At 64.8% G+C, this 15,812-nt stretch carries 14 protein-coding genes; 6 read left to right on the top strand and 8 right to left on the bottom strand.

What is annotated here, in order from left to right:
• Positions 1–180 precede the first annotated feature (180 nt).
• From EN949_RS00005 to EN949_RS00030, 5 genes are all read right to left on the bottom strand, one after another.
• Positions 181–1,623: an amidase gene (locus tag EN949_RS00005; RefSeq protein WP_127367071.1), complete on the bottom strand. Its 1,443-nt coding sequence runs from the start codon at positions 1,621–1,623 to the stop codon at positions 181–183.
• Between the two features lie 204 nt (positions 1,624–1,827).
• Positions 1,828–2,919, bottom strand: a complete 1,092-nt coding sequence (locus tag EN949_RS00010) for a Gfo/Idh/MocA family oxidoreductase (RefSeq protein WP_063173405.1) — start codon at positions 2,917–2,919, stop codon at positions 1,828–1,830.
• Between the two features lie 357 nt (positions 2,920–3,276).
• Complete coding sequence (locus tag EN949_RS00020; protein ID WP_127365724.1) at positions 3,277–4,440, bottom strand: ABC transporter substrate-binding protein; 1,164 nt, start codon at positions 4,438–4,440, stop codon at positions 3,277–3,279.
• 70 nt (positions 4,441–4,510) lie between these two features.
• Positions 4,511–5,365, bottom strand: coding sequence for an ABC transporter permease (locus EN949_RS00025; RefSeq protein ID WP_127365723.1), 855 nt, complete (start codon positions 5,363–5,365; stop codon positions 4,511–4,513).
• Entirely contained in the window at positions 5,362–6,195 is an 834-nt protein-coding gene (locus EN949_RS00030; protein ID WP_127365722.1) for an ABC transporter ATP-binding protein, read from the bottom strand. Before EN949_RS00030 ends, EN949_RS00025 begins: the two co-directional genes overlap by 4 nt.
• A 337-nt stretch (positions 6,196–6,532) precedes the next feature.
• Here EN949_RS00030 and EN949_RS00035 point away from each other — a divergent pair, with 337 nt between their 5' ends.
• Positions 6,533–7,477, top strand: a complete 945-nt coding sequence (locus tag EN949_RS00035; RefSeq protein ID WP_024504069.1) for a MurR/RpiR family transcriptional regulator — start codon at positions 6,533–6,535, stop codon at positions 7,475–7,477.
• 191 nt (positions 7,478–7,668) lie between these two features.
• The gene (locus EN949_RS00040) at positions 7,669–9,456 is read left to right on the top strand and encodes an NAD(P)/FAD-dependent oxidoreductase (RefSeq protein ID WP_127365721.1); all 1,788 of its coding nucleotides are present in this window, start codon (positions 7,669–7,671) and stop codon (positions 9,454–9,456) included.
• Between the two features lie 99 nt (positions 9,457–9,555).
• Here the strand turns inward: EN949_RS00040 and EN949_RS00045 are convergent, their stop codons facing one another.
• Positions 9,556–10,791: an amidohydrolase/deacetylase family metallohydrolase gene (locus EN949_RS00045; RefSeq protein ID WP_127365720.1), complete on the bottom strand. Its 1,236-nt coding sequence runs from the start codon at positions 10,789–10,791 to the stop codon at positions 9,556–9,558.
• Between the two features lie 26 nt (positions 10,792–10,817).
• A complete protein-coding gene (locus EN949_RS00050; protein ID WP_127365719.1) occupies positions 10,818–11,183 on the bottom strand; it encodes a RidA family protein in 366 nt (121 codons plus the stop codon).
• A gap of 220 nt (positions 11,184–11,403) precedes the next feature.
• Here EN949_RS00050 and EN949_RS00055 point away from each other — a divergent pair, with 220 nt between their 5' ends.
• Positions 11,404–11,889 carry a hypothetical protein gene (locus tag EN949_RS00055; protein ID WP_127365718.1) on the top strand — a complete coding sequence of 162 codons (486 nt, stop codon included), beginning with the start codon at positions 11,404–11,406 and terminating at the stop codon, positions 11,887–11,889.
• Positions 11,890–11,899: 10 nt separating this feature from the next.
• On the opposite strand, the gene EN949_RS00060 is transcribed toward EN949_RS00055, so the two are convergent.
• Positions 11,900–12,535 (bottom strand): isoprenylcysteine carboxylmethyltransferase family protein, encoded by a 636-nt coding sequence (locus EN949_RS00060; RefSeq protein ID WP_063169592.1) that lies wholly within the window; start codon positions 12,533–12,535, stop codon positions 11,900–11,902.
• A 231-nt stretch (positions 12,536–12,766) separates the two neighbouring features.
• Between EN949_RS00060 and EN949_RS00065 the strand changes: the two genes are divergently transcribed.
• The 3 genes from EN949_RS00065 (at position 12,767) to EN949_RS00075 (ending at position 15,766) form a co-directional block, all read left to right on the top strand.
• A complete protein-coding gene (locus EN949_RS00065) occupies positions 12,767–13,564 on the top strand; it encodes a hypothetical protein (protein WP_127365725.1) in 798 nt (265 codons plus the stop codon).
• Positions 13,565–13,724: 160 nt separating this feature from the next.
• Positions 13,725–14,399: a winged helix-turn-helix domain-containing protein gene (locus tag EN949_RS00070; RefSeq protein WP_013528748.1), complete on the top strand. Its 675-nt coding sequence runs from the start codon at positions 13,725–13,727 to the stop codon at positions 14,397–14,399.
• Positions 14,396–15,766, top strand: coding sequence for a HAMP domain-containing sensor histidine kinase (locus EN949_RS00075; protein WP_127365717.1), 1,371 nt, complete (start codon positions 14,396–14,398; stop codon positions 15,764–15,766). The genes EN949_RS00070 and EN949_RS00075 overlap by 4 nt, the downstream gene beginning before the upstream one ends.
• Positions 15,767–15,812 lie beyond the last annotated feature (46 nt).

Here is a 15,812-nt window from a genome sequence, read left to right on the forward strand (position 1 = left end):
CTGCCCTACCGGGCATCTCCCCCCTCGAGGGGGGAGATTGGCAGCTTCGCCGTCTCGCCCACCTTACCGTGTAGATGATTTGGCGAAGGCTGTTGAGCGCGTAATCTCCCCCTTGAGGGGGAGATGTCCGGCAGGACAGAGGGGGGGCGCCACGGAACTCGGCGGTGGGGTGCCAAGCACCTAACCACTCACCGCCGGCCTTCTCCCCCTCCACGGCATCTCTTGTTCCAGCTGCGCCGACGCGGCCAGCACCGTCGCCTCGTCGCCATAGCGGCCGACCAGCTGCACGCCGATCGGCACGCCGCCTTTCGACCAGCCGAGCGGCAGCGAGATCGCCGGTTGGCCGGAGATGTTGAAGGGGAAGGCAAACACCGAGTCCGCCCATTTGGCATTGTAGCGGTCGATATCCGTCTCCGACATGTCGTAATAGCCGAGCGGGCGCGGCAGCTGCGTCAGCGTCGGGGTGATGAAGAGATCGTAGGCGCCAAGGTCGCCGACGATGTCGCGGCCGACCTGCCTGAGCTGCTCGACATCGGAGATGTGCCTGGTGCCGCTGGTCGCACGGCCACGCTCGATGATCGCAAAGGTCACCGCCTCGACATCGCCCGGTGTCACCGGCCGCCCCATCACCGTTTCGAGGTAGTCGAAGGTCGCCGCCGTCTGCACGCAGGTCATGTTGGTGTAGGTCTTCCACACAGCATTGGCGTCGAGCGGCATGTCATGCTCCTCGACATGGTGGCCGAGCCGCTCGAGCGTCGCCACGGTCTCCAGCACCGCCGCCTTCACCTCCGGATCGGTCGCGGTGCCGTTGGGCGGCGTGACGGAAAAGCCGATACGCAGCTTCTTCGGCGCCCGTGCCGAGAGGTCAAGCCACGAACCGTCCGGGACCGGCGGCGTGTAGGGGTCGCCCGGCAGCGCGCCGGCGACCGCGTCGAGATAGGCCGCCGTGTCGCGCACCGTGCGCGAGCAGCAGAGGAAGTAGGCGCCGCCATACCAATAGTCGCCGAACGGCGCGAGGCTGACGCGGCCGCGCGACGGCTTCAGGCCGACGATGCCGCAGCAGGAGGCCGGGATGCGGATCGAGCCGGCGCCATCGCTGGCTTCGGCGATCGGCACCATGCGCGAAGCAATCGCCGCGGCCGCTCCGCCGCTGGAGCCGCCGGGCGTGATGCCTTCCTTCCACGGGTTCTTCGTCGCGCCGTAGAGCTTTGGCTCGGTGGTGATCGACCAGCCATTTTCTGGGGCGTTCGACTTGCCGACCAGCACCAGCCCGGCCGCCTTCATGCGGCGAACCACTTCGGTGTCGAAATCGGCGACGACATCTTTCAGGTAGAATGAGGAGTTGGTGTTCGGCGCCCCGGTCCAGGACGATGCCAGCTCCTTGAGCAGGAATGGCACGCCGGCGAAGGGCGCTGATGTGTCGACCGTCTGCGCCTGGGCGCGCGCCATGTCGTAGAGGCGATGGATGACCGCATTGAGCGTCGGGTTGAGCCGATCGACCAGCGTGATCGCCGCTTCCACCAGCTCCGCCGGGGTAACGTCGCCGCGCTTCACCAGCGCCGCAAGGTCCAGCGCGTCGGACTCGGCATAGGTTTTCAGCAGACTGTCGGTGACGGCGGCCATATCTCTCTCCTTCGGCGGATAGCTTGTGTTGATGCTGCTCCTGCGGAGAACTGTATTGGGCATCGGCCCCCTCACCCAGCCTCCGCTTCGCTCGGCTGACCTCTCCCCGAGGGGAGAGGAGACTTGCAGCGCCAGCGCCACCCTCTTCTCCCCAACGGGGAGAAGGTGGCCGCGAAGCGGCCGGATGAGGGGGCTGGCGCGACTTCAGGCCAGGTCGATGGTCCGCCCCAGCGCGATGCTCTGCTCGGCGGCCAGCACGATGCGCAGGCTGTTGACCGCCGCATCCATCTGCTCGGTGAGGTCGAGATCCTCGCGGATGGCGCGCAGAAAGAAGGCCTGCTCGCGATCGCAGAGTTCCTGGTGGCCGGGTTCGTCCTCCATGCTGACGATCTCGTCGGGTTTGGAGAAATTCTTGTCGCCGTCGACAGCGGCATAATGGATCTTCAGCGCATCGGTCTTGGTGTGGCGGTCGATGTCGGCGGAATTCGAAACCTCTGCCAGCTCGGCAACACTGCTTGCCTGCTGGCCGGCGACGATCGACACCGCGCCCTTGGGGCCGACGACGTCCTTCACGAAATAGGCCGTCTCGCTCATCATCGGGCCCCAGCCGGCCTCATACCAGCCGACCGAACCGTCATCGAAGGTGACGTGCAGATGGCCGTAATTCTGCTTGTCGGCTTCCGCCCAGAGCTTGGCGCCGATGCCGTGCACGCGCACCGGCTTGGCGCCGGTCAGCTGGCACATGACGTCGACATAGTGGACGCCGCAATCGACGATCGGGATCAGCGAATCGATCAGGTTCTTGTGCCAGTGCCAGGCGCTGCCGCTGCTCTGCTGGTTGAGGTTGAGCCGCATCACCAGCGGCTTGCCGAGCGTCTTGCCGACCTCGATGAACTTGATCCACGACGGATGCACGCGCAGAATATAGCCGAGCACCAGCTTGCGGTTCTTGGCCCGCGCCGCCGCGACCACCTTCTCGGCATCCTCGTTGTTGGTGGCGAGCGGCTTTTCCATGAACACATGGCAGTTGGCGGCGATTGCCTTCAGCGCGTATTCGGCGTGGGTGTTCGGCCAGCTGTTGATCGAGACGGCGTCCGGTTTTGTTTCCTTCAGCGCCTGGTCGAAATCCTCGTAGAGGGGGTAGCCGGCTAATTCTTCCGGAATCTTCGTGTTGCTCTTGATCGACCGGCTCATGATGCCGACGATCTCGAAACCGTCGAGCCGGTGATAGGCGCTGGCATGCGACGCACCCATATTGCCGAGACCCACCACCAGCACTTTCACCTTGTCGGACACCGCTACCTCCCAAATTCTTGATTGAATAATATGCGGCGATCGGTTGCCGCTCGCATGTCTATCCGGGACAACCACCTCAGGTCAGCGCCGCCGCTCATTGCCTGCCCTTTCCTCTCCCCCGTCGATCGGGGGAGAGGTGTCGAGCGAAGCTCGACGGAGTGGGGGTCGACCCTCGCGCCCGCTTGAGGTCTCTTGCTCGTCAGATTGTGCCTGTCTTGCGGTGACTGCGCGTTTGACGAACGCCTTCCCCCACTCCGTCGCCGCTTCGCGGCGCCACCTCTCCCCCCTCCGGAGGGAGAGGAAAGGAGCCAAGGCAGGGTAATGGAGGGCGGCGCCGACATGACCCGTTGCGCAGCCCTACTTCACCGCCGAATCGAACAGATGCGCCTTGATCTTCTCGACATCGAGCGCGGCAAAACCTTCCGGCAGCTTGACGCCGTCGGCATCGGCCTTGACCTTGGCCTTGTCGAAATCATTGGCCGGGCCGATCAGATCGTTGGTGCAGACATCCTCGGCCTTCACCGGGGCGGTGATCTGGCCGATCTTGTGGATTTCGTCGAAGAAGCCCTGCCAGCTCGCCATGTCGTGCGAGCCCCAGCCGCCGCGCTTGTCCATGTCGCCGCGGAAAACGTTGATCTGCTGCAGGATCGAGGTGGTGCCGAGCTCCGGCCCGAGATTCTTGGCCAGCGTCGGGAACTGCTCGAACACCGCTTCGACCGCCGCGCGTGGATTCTGGTAGCCGAATTCGAGGCCCATCGCCCAGCCGCGCAGGTACTTTTCCAAAAACGCCTTGCGGTCGGGATCCTCGAGATCGGCGGCACGCACGACGAAGGTGTTGGCCGGCAGCTTCGAATTCTGCACGCCGAGCCAGTATTCGAAGTCGAGCCCCTTGGCGATCCATTCGGCGCGCAGCCCTTCCCACGACAGGGCGGCGTCGCCCTGGCCGCCGGCCAGCGCCGTTCCCCAGGTCGGCCAGCCGGCCTCGACATATTTCACCTTCTTGATGTCGACGCCCTGCGCGGCCAGCAGCGGGTCGGTGATCGACTGCCAGGCGGCGGAGCCGAGCAGGATGGTCTTGCCTTCCAGCTTCTTCAGGTCGTTCGATCCCTCGCCCTTGCGGAAGGCGATGCTGAACGTGTCGCGCGCGCCCATATGGAACACCGACTTCAGCTTCATGCCGTTCTGGATGGCGAAGGAGAACACGCCGGGCGACGGGAAGCCCATATCGGCCTGGCCGACATCGACGAACTTCACCGTCGCGGTGCCGTCCGATGGTCCCGGCTGCATGTCGGTGTCCAGCCCGTCGAAATAGCCGGCCTTCTTGGCCGCCCAGTAGGGATAGTCGTCGAGCACTTCGAGCGTGCCGCGCGGCGAGATCCAGGTGAATTTTCCGTAGGGTTCGGCCCTGGCCTTCAGGCCGGTGGCGCCAAGCGCCGTCGCCGTCACCAGCCCGGCGCCGGTGACCTGCAGGAAGTAGCGGCGGCTGATCCCCGCCGGGTTGATCGAGTTCTCTTTGGTCATGGCATTCCCCTTCTTTGTTTGATGTCAGTCTCTTGCCGCCCGCCTCCCGGGCGCCGTCATATCCCTGTGTTCAAGCCTCCCAGCTCGCCCATTTCTTGCCGATCAGGAAGAACAGCACGTAGATCAGGATGCCGAGCGTCGACAGGATCAGCACCACCGCGAAGAACTGCGGCATCTGGATCATCGACGAATAGGTGGTCAGCCGGTTGCCGAGGCCGAAACCGCCGCCGACCATTTCCGCGCCGACCGCGGTCAGCAGGCCGAAGATGGCGCCGATCATCAGCCCGACCAGGATCATCGGCAGCGCCATTGGCGCGCGGATCTTCCAGAAGATCTGCAAGGTGCTGGCGCCATAGGAACGCGCCAGCGCGATCTTGGCGCTGTCGACGCGGCGAAAGCCGGTGGCGGCGTTGATCATCACCATCGGCCCGGCGGCCAGCGCCACTGCGATGATGCGCGGCGTGTAGCCGAAGCCGAAGCGCAGGATGAGCAGCGGCACCAGCGCCAGCATCGGCGTGGTGACCAGCAGCAAAATGTAAGGCGCGACGATTTTCTCGGCGAACGGGAACTGGGTGATGACGGCGGCCAGCACCAGCCCGACGACGGCGCCGATGGCAAAACCGGACACCAGCTCGACCAGCGTGTAGCCGAGATGCGGCGCGATCAGCGGGAACTCGTCGAACAGCGCATAGGCGATCGAGCTTGGCGGCGGCATGATGTAGAGCGGCACATGGAACAGCCGCAGCGCCAGTTCGATGCCGCCGATGATGACGACGGCGACGGCGACGATGGCCGCCACTTCCTTGCCCGACTTGATGCCGGGACCGCTGGCGAAGGCCGACAAATTGGTCAGGCTGACATCGTGACCGTCACCCGACTTGGCGCCCGACTTGGACTTGGAGAATTCCGGAATGGCGTCGCTCACGGCCTGATCCTCACGATCTCGGCGCTGGTGCGCTCCTGTTCCGGCGGCTTCGGCCTGGCGCGCTCGCCGACGATGTCCATCTTGATCCGGTTGGTGAGGTCGAACACCTCCTTCGTCGCCATGATCTCCAGCGAGCGTGGCCGCGCGAACGGCACGCGGTATTCCCTGGCGACACGTCCCGGCCGCGCGCTCAGCACCACCACCCGGTCCGAGAGAAAAATCGCTTCCTCGATGCTGTGGGTGATGAAGACGATGGTGGTCTTGGTGTCGAGCCAGATCTCCTCGACCAGCCGATTCATCTCCTCGCGCGTAAAGCTATCGAGCGCGCCGAACGGCTCGTCCATCAAAAGCACCGAGGGCTTCAGCGCCAGCGCCCGCACGATCGCGGCGCGCTGCTGCATGCCGCCCGAAAGCTCGCGCGGGAACTTGCCGCCGAAGCCGTCGAGCCCGACCCGGTTGAGCAGATGCGCGATCCAGGCGCGATCCGGCTTCTCGCCCTTGATCTCGAAGGGAAAGCGAATGTTGGCGTCGAGATTGCGCCAGGGCAGCAGGTTCGCTTCCTGGAAGACGATGCCGATATCGGGATGCGGCCCGGTGATCGCTTTGCCATCGAGCCGGATTTCGCCGCTGGTCAGGCCATGCAGGCCCGACATCGACCACAAAAGCGTGGTCTTGCCGCAGCCGGACGGGCCGACGATCGAGACGATTTCATTGGCGCGGACATCGAGGCTGCAGCGGTCCAGCGCCAGCAGGTCGCCGGACGCCGTGTGATAGATCTTGGTCGCTGCCTGCACGCCAAGCTTCGGCTTTTTTGCATCGCCCGTGTTCATCTGCCCCCCGGGAAGATTGCGCGATGATCCATTGGCTCATCCCCAGCGAAAATCAGTCTGTAACTATCCTACTTTCCTGTCAAGCACCGACGATAGCGGCCGTATCACGAAAATCGATTAGTATACCTATCATCTTGTTTTACCGTCGGTTTTACGGCCTTGAAATGCATGTTGCTTTCCTACATACTTCGGAACTGACACGGACCGGAGAGGAACGGAGGAAGGTGAGCTTTCCCCAACGACACGCTGCGGTTGCGATCCGGTCGGGCACGTGGAGCCAGGGCGTGCAAACATGCTAAGACGACAGCCTCGCAACCCAGGGAAAGACCAGGACCCCATGACCGACGCTGGCAGCCAGGACGAGCCTGTTCCAGGCCCCGATACCGAGGGACGCGATCCTGTCCGGCGCATCCCCGACATCATCTCGCTGGTCAAGGATTCCTACAGCGAATTGCGCCCGGCCGAACGGCGTGTCGCCGATGTCGTTCTCGACGACGTCAAATATGCCGTCGACGCCTCCAACGCCGCCCTTGCCCAGCGCGCCGGGGTCAGCGAACCGACGGTGACCCGGTTCTGCCGCGCCATCGGCTGCGAGGGCGTGCGCGATTTCAAGCTGAAGCTGGCGCAGAGCCTCGTCGTCGGCGCACTCTACCTGGCCAAGTCGCCTTCCGTCAGCAATGACAATGGCATGCCGTTCTGGAACGCCGTGTTCGGCGAGGCGCGCCGGGCGCTGCAGGAGGCCGAGCGGCAGCTCGACCCGGCCCAGCTGCAGAAAGCCGCCGAGCTGATCGCCAAGGCGCGCCAGGTCACGGTCTTCGGCCTCGGCGGCAGCTCCTCGGCGCTGGCGCAGGAAACCCAATACCGGCTGTTCCGCTACGGCATAACAGTCAGCGCCCAGTGCGATCCCTATCTGATGCGCATGACCGCCTCGACGCTCAAGCCCGGCGATCTGGTGATCGCCATTTCGGCGACGGGACGCACCCGCGAGGTGATCGAGGCCGTGGAACTCGCCAAGCATTACCGCGCCAATGCGATCGCCGTGACCGCGCCCGACACCGAGCTCGCCCGCACCTGCGACGTCAGGCTGACGGTGGCGGTGCCGGAATATCCCGACACGCTGAAGCCGACGGCATCGCGCTTCGCCTTTCTGGCGGCGATCGACCTGCTGGCGGTGGCCTCCGCCTACAAGCTCGACGGCTCGGCCCGCGAGACGGTGCGCCGCATCAAATACAACGCCCAGATCCACCGCACCGGCAAGGAGATGGAGCCGCTCGGAGACTAGGGCTGCGCTTTTCCTTCTCCCCTTGTGGGAGAAGGTGGATCGGCGCGTAGCGCCGAGACGGTTGAGGGGTGGGTGACGGAGTGCCGTCGGCGCCAAGCTGGAGCACCCCTCATCCGACCTCACTTCGTGAGGCCACCTTCTCCCACAGGGGGAGAAGGGAAGACCGGACATGAAACGAAAGAGGGAAAGAAATGCTCGAAATAGCACCGACGAAACAGGCAGCCGCATGGCTCGAATCCCTGGCGCAGGCGCTCGCAGCCGGCGACGCTGCGGCGGCGAGCAACCTCTTCGTCGACGATTGCTACTGGCGCGATCTCCTGACCTTCACCTGGAACATCACCACCATGGAAGGCCGCGCGGCGATCGCCGACATGCTGGCGACGACGCTGGCGACGGCCAAGCCGAGCGCGTGGCGGCTGACCGGCGAGGCGACCTCGGACGACGGCACCATCGAGGCCTGGTTCAGCTTCGAAACCGTGGTGGCCAGGGGGGAGGGCATCATGCGGCTGCGCGACGGCCGCTGCCGGACATTGTTCACGGCGATGGCCGACCTCAAGGGCTTCGAGGAGCGCAAGGGCGCGGCGCGGCCGCTCGGCGTGCGCCACAAGGCCGATCCCCAGCGCGAGACCTGGTCGGAGGCGCGGGCGCGCGAGACACGCGAACTCGGCACTGATGAACAGCCCTATTGCCTGGTCATCGGCGGCGGCCAGGGCGGCATCATGCTGGGGGCGCGACTGCGCCAGCTCGGCGTGCCGGCCATCGTCATCGAGAAGAATGCCAGGCCGGGTGACTCCTGGCGCAACCGCTACCGCACGCTCGTGCTGCACGATCCGGTCTGGTACGACCATCTGCCCTACATTCCCTTCCCCGAAAACTGGCCGGTGTTCACGCCCAAGGACAAGATGGGCGACTGGCTGGAAATGTATACGCGCGTCATGGAGCTCAACTACTGGGTCGCCACCAAATGCCTCAGCGCCAGCTATGACGAGGCCGAAAAAGTCTGGACCGTGGTCGTCGACCGCGTCGGCCGGCAGATCACGCTGAAGCCCAAGCACATCGTCTTCGCCACCGGCGCCTACGGCCCGCCGCGGCGGATCGATCTGCCGGGCGCCGGCCGGTTCAAGGGCGAGCTGCTGCACTCCAGCCAGTATGCCAGCGGCGACAAATTCCGCGGCAGGAAAGTCGCCGTCATTGGCGCTGCAAGCTCCGGCCACGATGTCTGCGTCGACCTCTGGGAGAGCGGCGCCGAGGTCACCATGATCCAGCGTTCGCCGACGACAGTGGTCAAGTCGGACACGCTGATGGAAGTCGGCTTCGAGATCTTCTCGGAAGACGCACTGGCGCGCGGCATCACCACCGAGAAGGCCGACATGATCGTCGCCTCGACGCCGTTCGCGCTGGTGCCCAAAGGCCAGCGGGCGCTTTACGAGGTGATCAAGGCGCGCGACGCGGCCTTCTACGACCGCTTGCGCGCCGCCGGCTTCGCCATCGATTTCGGCGACGACGAGACCGGCCTTCTGATGAAGGCCTACCGCACCGGCTCCGGCTACTACATCGATGTCGGCGCCTCCGACCTGATCATCGACGGCAAGATCGGCATCCGCAGCGGCGTCGCCATCAAGTCGCTGACCCCGAGCGGCATCCTGTTCGAGGACGGCAGTGAACTCGCCGCCGACGCCATCATCGCCTGCACCGGCTATCAGTCGATGAACGAGAATGTCGCCGCGATCGTCTCGCGCGAAGTCGCCGACAAGGTCGGCCCGTGCTGGGGCCTTGGCTCCGGCGTCAAGGGCGACCCCGGCCCCTGGCAAGGCGAGCTGCGCAACATGTGGAAGCCGACCGCCCAGGAAGCGCTCTGGTTCCACGGCGGCAATCTGGCGCTGTCGCGCTTCTATTCGAAATATGTGGCGCTGCAGATCAAGGCGCGGATGGAAGGCATCGAGACGCCGGTTTACGGGGCGGTGAGCAACGCCGGGTAAAGTCGACCCCCACTCCGTCGAGCTTCGCTCGCCGGAGTGGGGGAAGCCGTTCGCCAAACGCGCAGCCGCCCCAAGACAGGCACAAGCTGGCGAGATCAGCTAGTCGTGCCGATGCCCAAAGTGCCTCGCCGCAACCTCGACATGGGTATGCGCGGCATGCGCCACAAACCGCTCAGTCTCGCTGACATCGTTGACCGCTTCGTTCGGCCACCAGGTGCCGCCGATAACGATGCCTTCGCACACCAGCCTCTGGTCGGCGACCAATGACGCGCCGACCGCGTCGACGAAGGTGAAGCGGCCCGGGCCCTGACGGAGCACGGCGACGTCGCCGACCGTGCCGACGGCCAGTGTGCCCAGGTCAGGCCGCGCGATCGCCTGCGCCGGCGCTTGCGTGGCGGCGCGCAGGACCTCGACCAGCGGCATGCCGAGCGCCAGGAGCTTCGACATGCAGACGAGGATGTCGAAGGCGGGACCGTCGACGCAGTAGAGATGCACGTCGCTCGAGATCACGTCGGGCGCCAGCCCTTCTTCGAGCATGGCGCGGGCGACGGCGAAATCGAACGAGCCCATGCCGTGGCCGATGTCGAAGATGACGCCGCGCTCGCGCGCCAGCCGCATGTCGGGCCGCACCGCGCCGGAAGCGAACACCGGCGCATTCGGGAAAGGCCGGAAGCAATGGGTGAGAATGTCGCCCTTGCGCAGGCGCGGCAGCACTTCCGAGCGGCCGGGCGGCGGTTCGTCGATATGCGCCATCAGCGGCAGGCCGGCCTGGTCGGCGGCCTCCAGCGCCAGATCCACCGGCGCGATGCCGCTGGTGCCGCCGGCATGCTTGCCCGAGCGAACCTTTACGCCGACCACGACATCGCGGTGCTCGCGCACCGCAGCCACAACCTCGCGCGGTTCGCAGAGCCTGAGATCGCTGCACTCGCCCACCGACACCGTCTGCGAGAAGCCGAAAATGCCGGCAAAGGAAATGTTGACATAGGCCAGGATGCGAACCTTCGAGCGCTCCATGACATGGCGGCGGAAGCCGAGGAAATTGCCGGCGCCCGCACTGCCGGCATCGATGAAGGTGGTGGTGCCGCTCTTGGCGGCCAGCCGGTCGGCATCGACGCCAAGCGACGTGCCGCCCCAATAGACGTGGCTGTGCAGGTCGACCAGGCCCGGCGTGACGATGCAGCCGGCGGCATCGACGATCTGCGCGGCGCTGTCCGCCGGGATATCGGCGTCGACCGCGGCAACGCGGCCATTGGCGATGGCGACATCGCGCAGCGCGTCGAGGCCAGCGGCCGGATCGATCAGCCGTCCGCCCTTCAGCAGGAGGTCGAATTGCATGGGGTAACCTCCGCTCGTTGCTTTGCTTACAGAGGCCGATAGGCGACCGCCTCGACCTCGATCTTGATATCGATCATCAGCCGCGATTCGACCGTGGTGCGGGCCGGCGGGTTCTTCGGAAAGTGCCTGGCATAGACCGCGTTGAAGGCGCCGAAATCGCGCGCGTCTTCCAGCCACACGGTGGTCTTCACCACATCGTCCATGGTGCAGCCGGCCAGCGCCAGCGCGGCCTTGACGTTGGCGAGCACCTGCTCGGTCTGTTCCGATATGCCGCCCTTGACCACGATGCCGTCGCTGCCGATGGGAACCTGGCCCGAGACATAGACGAGATCGCCTGCCCGCACGGCGGGCGACAGCGGCACATGCGACGTTCCAAAACACTGTTTCGGCAAGGGACAAGCCTCCTCTGATGACAGGACGGGGTGCCATTGCAGCGCCCGCTTCGATCGACATTTACGCCGATCCGGCCGATCCTCATAGGGGCCTTGTTGGAAAGCAACATTCTTGGAAATCTGCGTTGCTTTATTACAAGAGCCCTTGCATCGTACGCGCTGACGGGCGGCTTGGAAGCTGCACCGCACAGACGCATTTGCCAGAGCGGAGACACCAGCAATGACCTACGACAAGAACCCGTTTCCATCAGGCGATGCCGATCGCCACGCGCTCTGGGAAATGCTGGTGCGGCGCGACATCGACGCTTTCATCGGCCAGGACTGGGCTATGGTCGAGGATGATTTCGTCGCCGAGAGCTTCTTCGGCATGCATGCGCATTTCCTGCACAACGCCGACGCCTGGCGGCTGCAGTTTCCAAGGCTCGAAGTCTATCGCGACGAATGGCTGCGCCAGGCCGAAGAGACGGCGGCGACCAAATTCGCCGAGCCGCTGCGCGAGGCGCTGTTTCGCGTCACCAACATGCGAGACATCGACGTCGACGGCGACCGCGCCGTGCTGCACAAGAAATTCGACGGCTCGGTCGCCAAGGCGGACGGCAGCGTCGACCGGCTGAAATGGCAGACGCTGTATTTCTGCACCAAGGTCGGCGGAAGCTGGAAGATATCAGGCTTCGTCGGCTACATGCCGCATCCGCTCGGCAGCTAGAGCCAGCTGATCAGTAGAGCGTGACGAAGGCCGGAAACAGCATGCCGGTCGCCCGGAAATGCTCGACCAGTTCGATGGCCGGGAAGATGGCGAGGAAATAGAGCCCGTCGAAAAACGTGCGCTTCAAAGCCCGCGTCGAGAACTGCAGTTCGTCATCGTCGCGGTAGAGCAGCGGGTTTGGCCAGAACCGGGGCGTGCTCTTGGTGTAGGCAAGATAGGCTGGGCCGAACTTGCCGAGCAGAAATTCGGCTTCCTTGCGCGCCGTGACGCGAAAGATGAAAAAGCTGGCAAGGCCCAGCGCCACGGCCGTCATCAGCGAGCCGTAGAGCAATCCAATGCCGACCGCACCGACCGTCGAGAAGAAATAGAGCGGGTTCTGCGTGGTCGAGAACGGTCCCGTCGAGACCAGTTCCTCGTTCTTCTTGCCGCCGACATAGAGAATGCTCCACAGCCGCCCGACGACACAGACGAGCACCAGGCAAAAGCCGAAGAATTCGAGCGTTTCGTGCCCGTCGGAGCCCTCGCTCAGCCCCGGCTTGGTGAGAAACAGCAGCAACACCGCCAGCGCCGCCGCAACCCGCACGAAGATCAGGCGCTTGCGCTGGTCGAAGGCCTGGGAAACCGGCTTGAGGGTAGCGTAGGTCATTTGGTGTTTCCTGGGGCACTGACGGGTGCCCGTGAGCAATGGGCATGACATTGATGGCGGATGAAAGGCGCACGCCCTCTATCGGCGCAGCGCCGGGCGTTCGTAAAGGACTTTGCGCGGCCCACGCCCATTCTTACGAATTTGTATGCCGCCGGACAGGCCGGCGTGAACTCGTTTGCTTACGCTGCGCGGATCGCCACCGCCGCAACCGTCGACCTCAGGACTTCAGCCATGCTCGCGCCCAACAGGCAACAACCCGCCCCACCGAGCCACAACAGGGTTCCCGACGTCACTCTCGACTTCTGGGTGATCAAGTTGATGGCGGTCACCACCGGCGAGACCGCCGCGGACTATCTTGCCGACACGATCGGACTTGGGCTGACCGTCACCTCGCTGATCATGACCGGCATCCTGATCGCTGCCCTCGTCCTGCAGTTTGCGCAGAAGCGTTACGTGCCGTGGGCCTACTGGCTGGCGGTGGTGCTGATCAGCATCGTCGGCACCCTGGTGACGGACAATCTCGTCGACACTTTCGGCGTGCGCCTGCAGACCACGACCATCGCCTTCTCGGTTGCGCTCGCCGCGACATTCGCGGTCTGGTACGCCAGCGAACGGACGCTGTCGATCCACACCATCTTCACCACCAGGCGCGAAATCTTCTACTGGCTGGCGATCCTCTTGACCTTCGCGCTCGGCACCGCCGGCGGCGATCTCGTCGCCGAAAGCTTCGACATGGGCTACCTCACCACAGGCCTGCTGTTCGGCGGCGCCATCGCGCTCATCGTGCTGGCCTACTGGCTGCTCAATCTCGACGGCATCCTGGCCTTCTGGCTCGCCTATATCCTGACGCGGCCGCTCGGCGCCTCCTTCGGCGACCTGCTGTCGCGGTCGGCCAGGCATGGCGGCCTGGGCTTCGGCACCATCTTCACCAGCCTGCTCTTCCTCGGCTGTATCATTGCGCTCGTCCTGCACATGACCCTGAAGGGGACAACCGACGAAGCCGATGAACTGTTGCTGGACCTGGACTAGGTGCAGGGCGGATGCGCTAGCATTGACAATTGCCGAAAACCCCACCGCTTCGGCCAATCGTGAACGTTCTAGCGCCACCATGCCTGCGCCTTCGTGACATCCTAGGAACAAGCCCGTGCCGGTGATAGCCTCTCCATCTCGGCAACGGACCGGACCTTTCATGCGACTGCTTCTCGTCGAGGACGACCACAGGACGGCCGACTATATCGTCAGGGGACTGACCGAGGCCGGCCATGTCTGCGATCTCCTGCGCAACGGCCATGACGGGCTGTTCGCGGCGACCCGGGGCAAATACGACGTGATCGTCGCCGATCGGATGATCCCCGGTCTCGACGGCCTGTCGATGGTCAAGGCGGTGCGGGCCGCCGGCGTACGCACGCCGGCGATCTTCCTCACCTCCGTCGGCGGCATCGACGACCGCGTCGAGGGGCTCGAGGCAGGCGGCGACGACTATCTGGTCAAGCCCTTCGCCTTTTCCGAACTCCTCGCCCGCATCAATGCGCTTGGCCGGAGGCCGGCGGCGCAGGAGCAGAAAACCGTCCTGCGGGTCGCCGACCTCGAAATGGACCTGATCATGCGCCGCGTCACGAGGCGGGGCCAGCCGATCGACCTGCAGCCGCGGGAGTTCAGCCTGCTGGAAGTGCTGATGCGCGGCGAAGGCCGCGTCATCACCCGCACCATGCTTCTGGAGCGGGTCTGGGATTTTCATTTCGATCCCAGGACCAGCGTCGTCGAGACCCATATCAGCCGGCTGCGGGCCAAGGTCGACAAGCCCTTCGAAACCCAGCTCATCCACACCGTCCGCAACACCGGCTACAGCCTGCACGCGCCATGAGCGGAACCTGGTCCCGCCTGCTGCGCAGCACACCATTCCGGCTTGCCCTGACCTTCGCCTTCCTGTTCGTGCTGGCCTTCGTCCTGTCTGGCGCCATCGTCTACCAGATGATGAGCGCCGATCTTGCCGAGCGGCTCGACGACACCATCAAGGAAACCTACGCGGTCGTCGCCGCGACCTATGCCGAGAACGATCTCAAGGAGCTGGTTGAGACCGTCGGCAGCCACTCCCTGCGCAGCCTCAAGAAGGAGCAGCTGTTTTCGTTGACCGACGCAACGGGCAATCGCCTGGCCGGCAACTTCACCGCGGCAGGGCTTCCCGACGGCTTCTCGATGTTCGACACCGAAATGCCCGGCGTGCCGCCCGGCGCCGAGTACCGCGCCTATTCCGGCCCGGTCGGCGGCAACACGCTGACCGTCGCCTTCAGCCTTTCCGAGACGGAGGAGCTGGAGAGGATCGTGCTGATGAGCTTTGGCTGGGGAACCCTGATCATCACCGGGCTGGCGGTCGCCGGCGGCGCCCTGCTCGCCTCGCGCGTCCAGCGCCGTCTCGACGGCATCGCCGCCACCATGGTGGATGTCTCGCATGGACGGCTGGACACCCGCATTCCGCTGACCGGCAAGGGCGACGACATCGACATCGTCTCCAGCCAGGTCAATGCCGCGCTCGACCGCCTGTCGGCGCTGGTCGAAGGCATGAAACAGGTCAGCGCCAACATCGCCCACGATCTGAAGACGCCGCTCAACCGGTTGCAGATGATCCTCGACACCGCGTCGGAAAAGAACCTGTCGGGCCGGAAAATCGCCGCTGAACTGGCGGAGGCGCATGCCGAGAGCCTGCAGATCAACGAGACCTTCGATGCCCTGCTGCGCATCGCGCAGATCGAGGCCGGCGCCCGCCGGGCGCGGTTCACCGATGTCGATCTGGGCGAGGTGCTGCAAACCATCGCCGAGATCTATGCCGATGTTGCCGAGGACGACGGAAAGTCGCTGTCGTTGGCGCAACCACAGGAAACGACGGACCGGATCCATGGCGATCGCGAGCTGCTGACGCAGATGTTCGCCAATCTGGTCGAGAACGCGTTGCGCCATTGTCCATCGGGCACGACGATAAAGCTGTCGGTGGCGCGCCAGGGCGAACGCGTCGTTGCGGGCGTCGCCGACAACGGTCCCGGCATTCCGGCGGAAGAGCGCGAGAAAGTGTTCCAGCGGCTCTACCGGCTGGACCACAGCCGCTCGACATCAGGCAGCGGCCTCGGGCTCAGCCTTGTCCGGGCCATAGCCGATCTGCACGGCGCATCGATCACGCTCGAGGATTGCCGACCGGGACTTGCGGTGGTGGTGCGTTTTCCGCTGGCTACGGATTAGCCGGCGAAACGGCTGGTGCTGTTCAAGCCCAGCTTGGGTTGAGAGG

Origin of the sequence: Mesorhizobium sp. M7A.F.Ca.US.007.01.2.1 (assembly GCF_003998165.1) — a bacterium.
Lineage (GTDB): Bacteria > Pseudomonadota > Alphaproteobacteria > Rhizobiales > Rhizobiaceae > Mesorhizobium > Mesorhizobium ciceri.

Excerpts from the sequence above, each read along its gene's own strand:
- EN949_RS00005 (WP_127367071.1), bottom strand. The coding sequence starts at position 1,623 with ATGGCCGCCGTCACCGACAGTCTGCTGAAAACCTATGCCGAGTCCGAC.
- EN949_RS00020 (WP_127365724.1), bottom strand. The coding sequence starts at position 4,440 with ATGACCAAAGAGAACTCGATCAACCCGGCGGGGATCAGCCGCCGCTAC.
- EN949_RS00030 (WP_127365722.1), bottom strand. The coding sequence starts at position 6,195 with ATGAACACGGGCGATGCAAAAAAGCCGAAGCTTGGCGTGCAGGCAGCG.
- EN949_RS00035 (WP_024504069.1), top strand. The coding sequence starts at position 6,533 with ATGACCGACGCTGGCAGCCAGGACGAGCCTGTTCCAGGCCCCGATACC.
- EN949_RS00040 (WP_127365721.1), top strand. The coding sequence starts at position 7,669 with ATGCTCGAAATAGCACCGACGAAACAGGCAGCCGCATGGCTCGAATCC.
- EN949_RS00045 (WP_127365720.1), bottom strand. The coding sequence starts at position 10,791 with ATGCAATTCGACCTCCTGCTGAAGGGCGGACGGCTGATCGATCCGGCC.
- EN949_RS00055 (WP_127365718.1), top strand. The coding sequence starts at position 11,404 with ATGACCTACGACAAGAACCCGTTTCCATCAGGCGATGCCGATCGCCAC.
- EN949_RS00060 (WP_063169592.1), bottom strand. The coding sequence starts at position 12,535 with ATGACCTACGCTACCCTCAAGCCGGTTTCCCAGGCCTTCGACCAGCGC.
- EN949_RS00065 (WP_127365725.1), top strand. The coding sequence starts at position 12,767 with ATGCTCGCGCCCAACAGGCAACAACCCGCCCCACCGAGCCACAACAGG.
- EN949_RS00070 (WP_013528748.1), top strand. The coding sequence starts at position 13,725 with ATGCGACTGCTTCTCGTCGAGGACGACCACAGGACGGCCGACTATATC.
- EN949_RS00075 (WP_127365717.1), top strand. The coding sequence starts at position 14,396 with ATGAGCGGAACCTGGTCCCGCCTGCTGCGCAGCACACCATTCCGGCTT.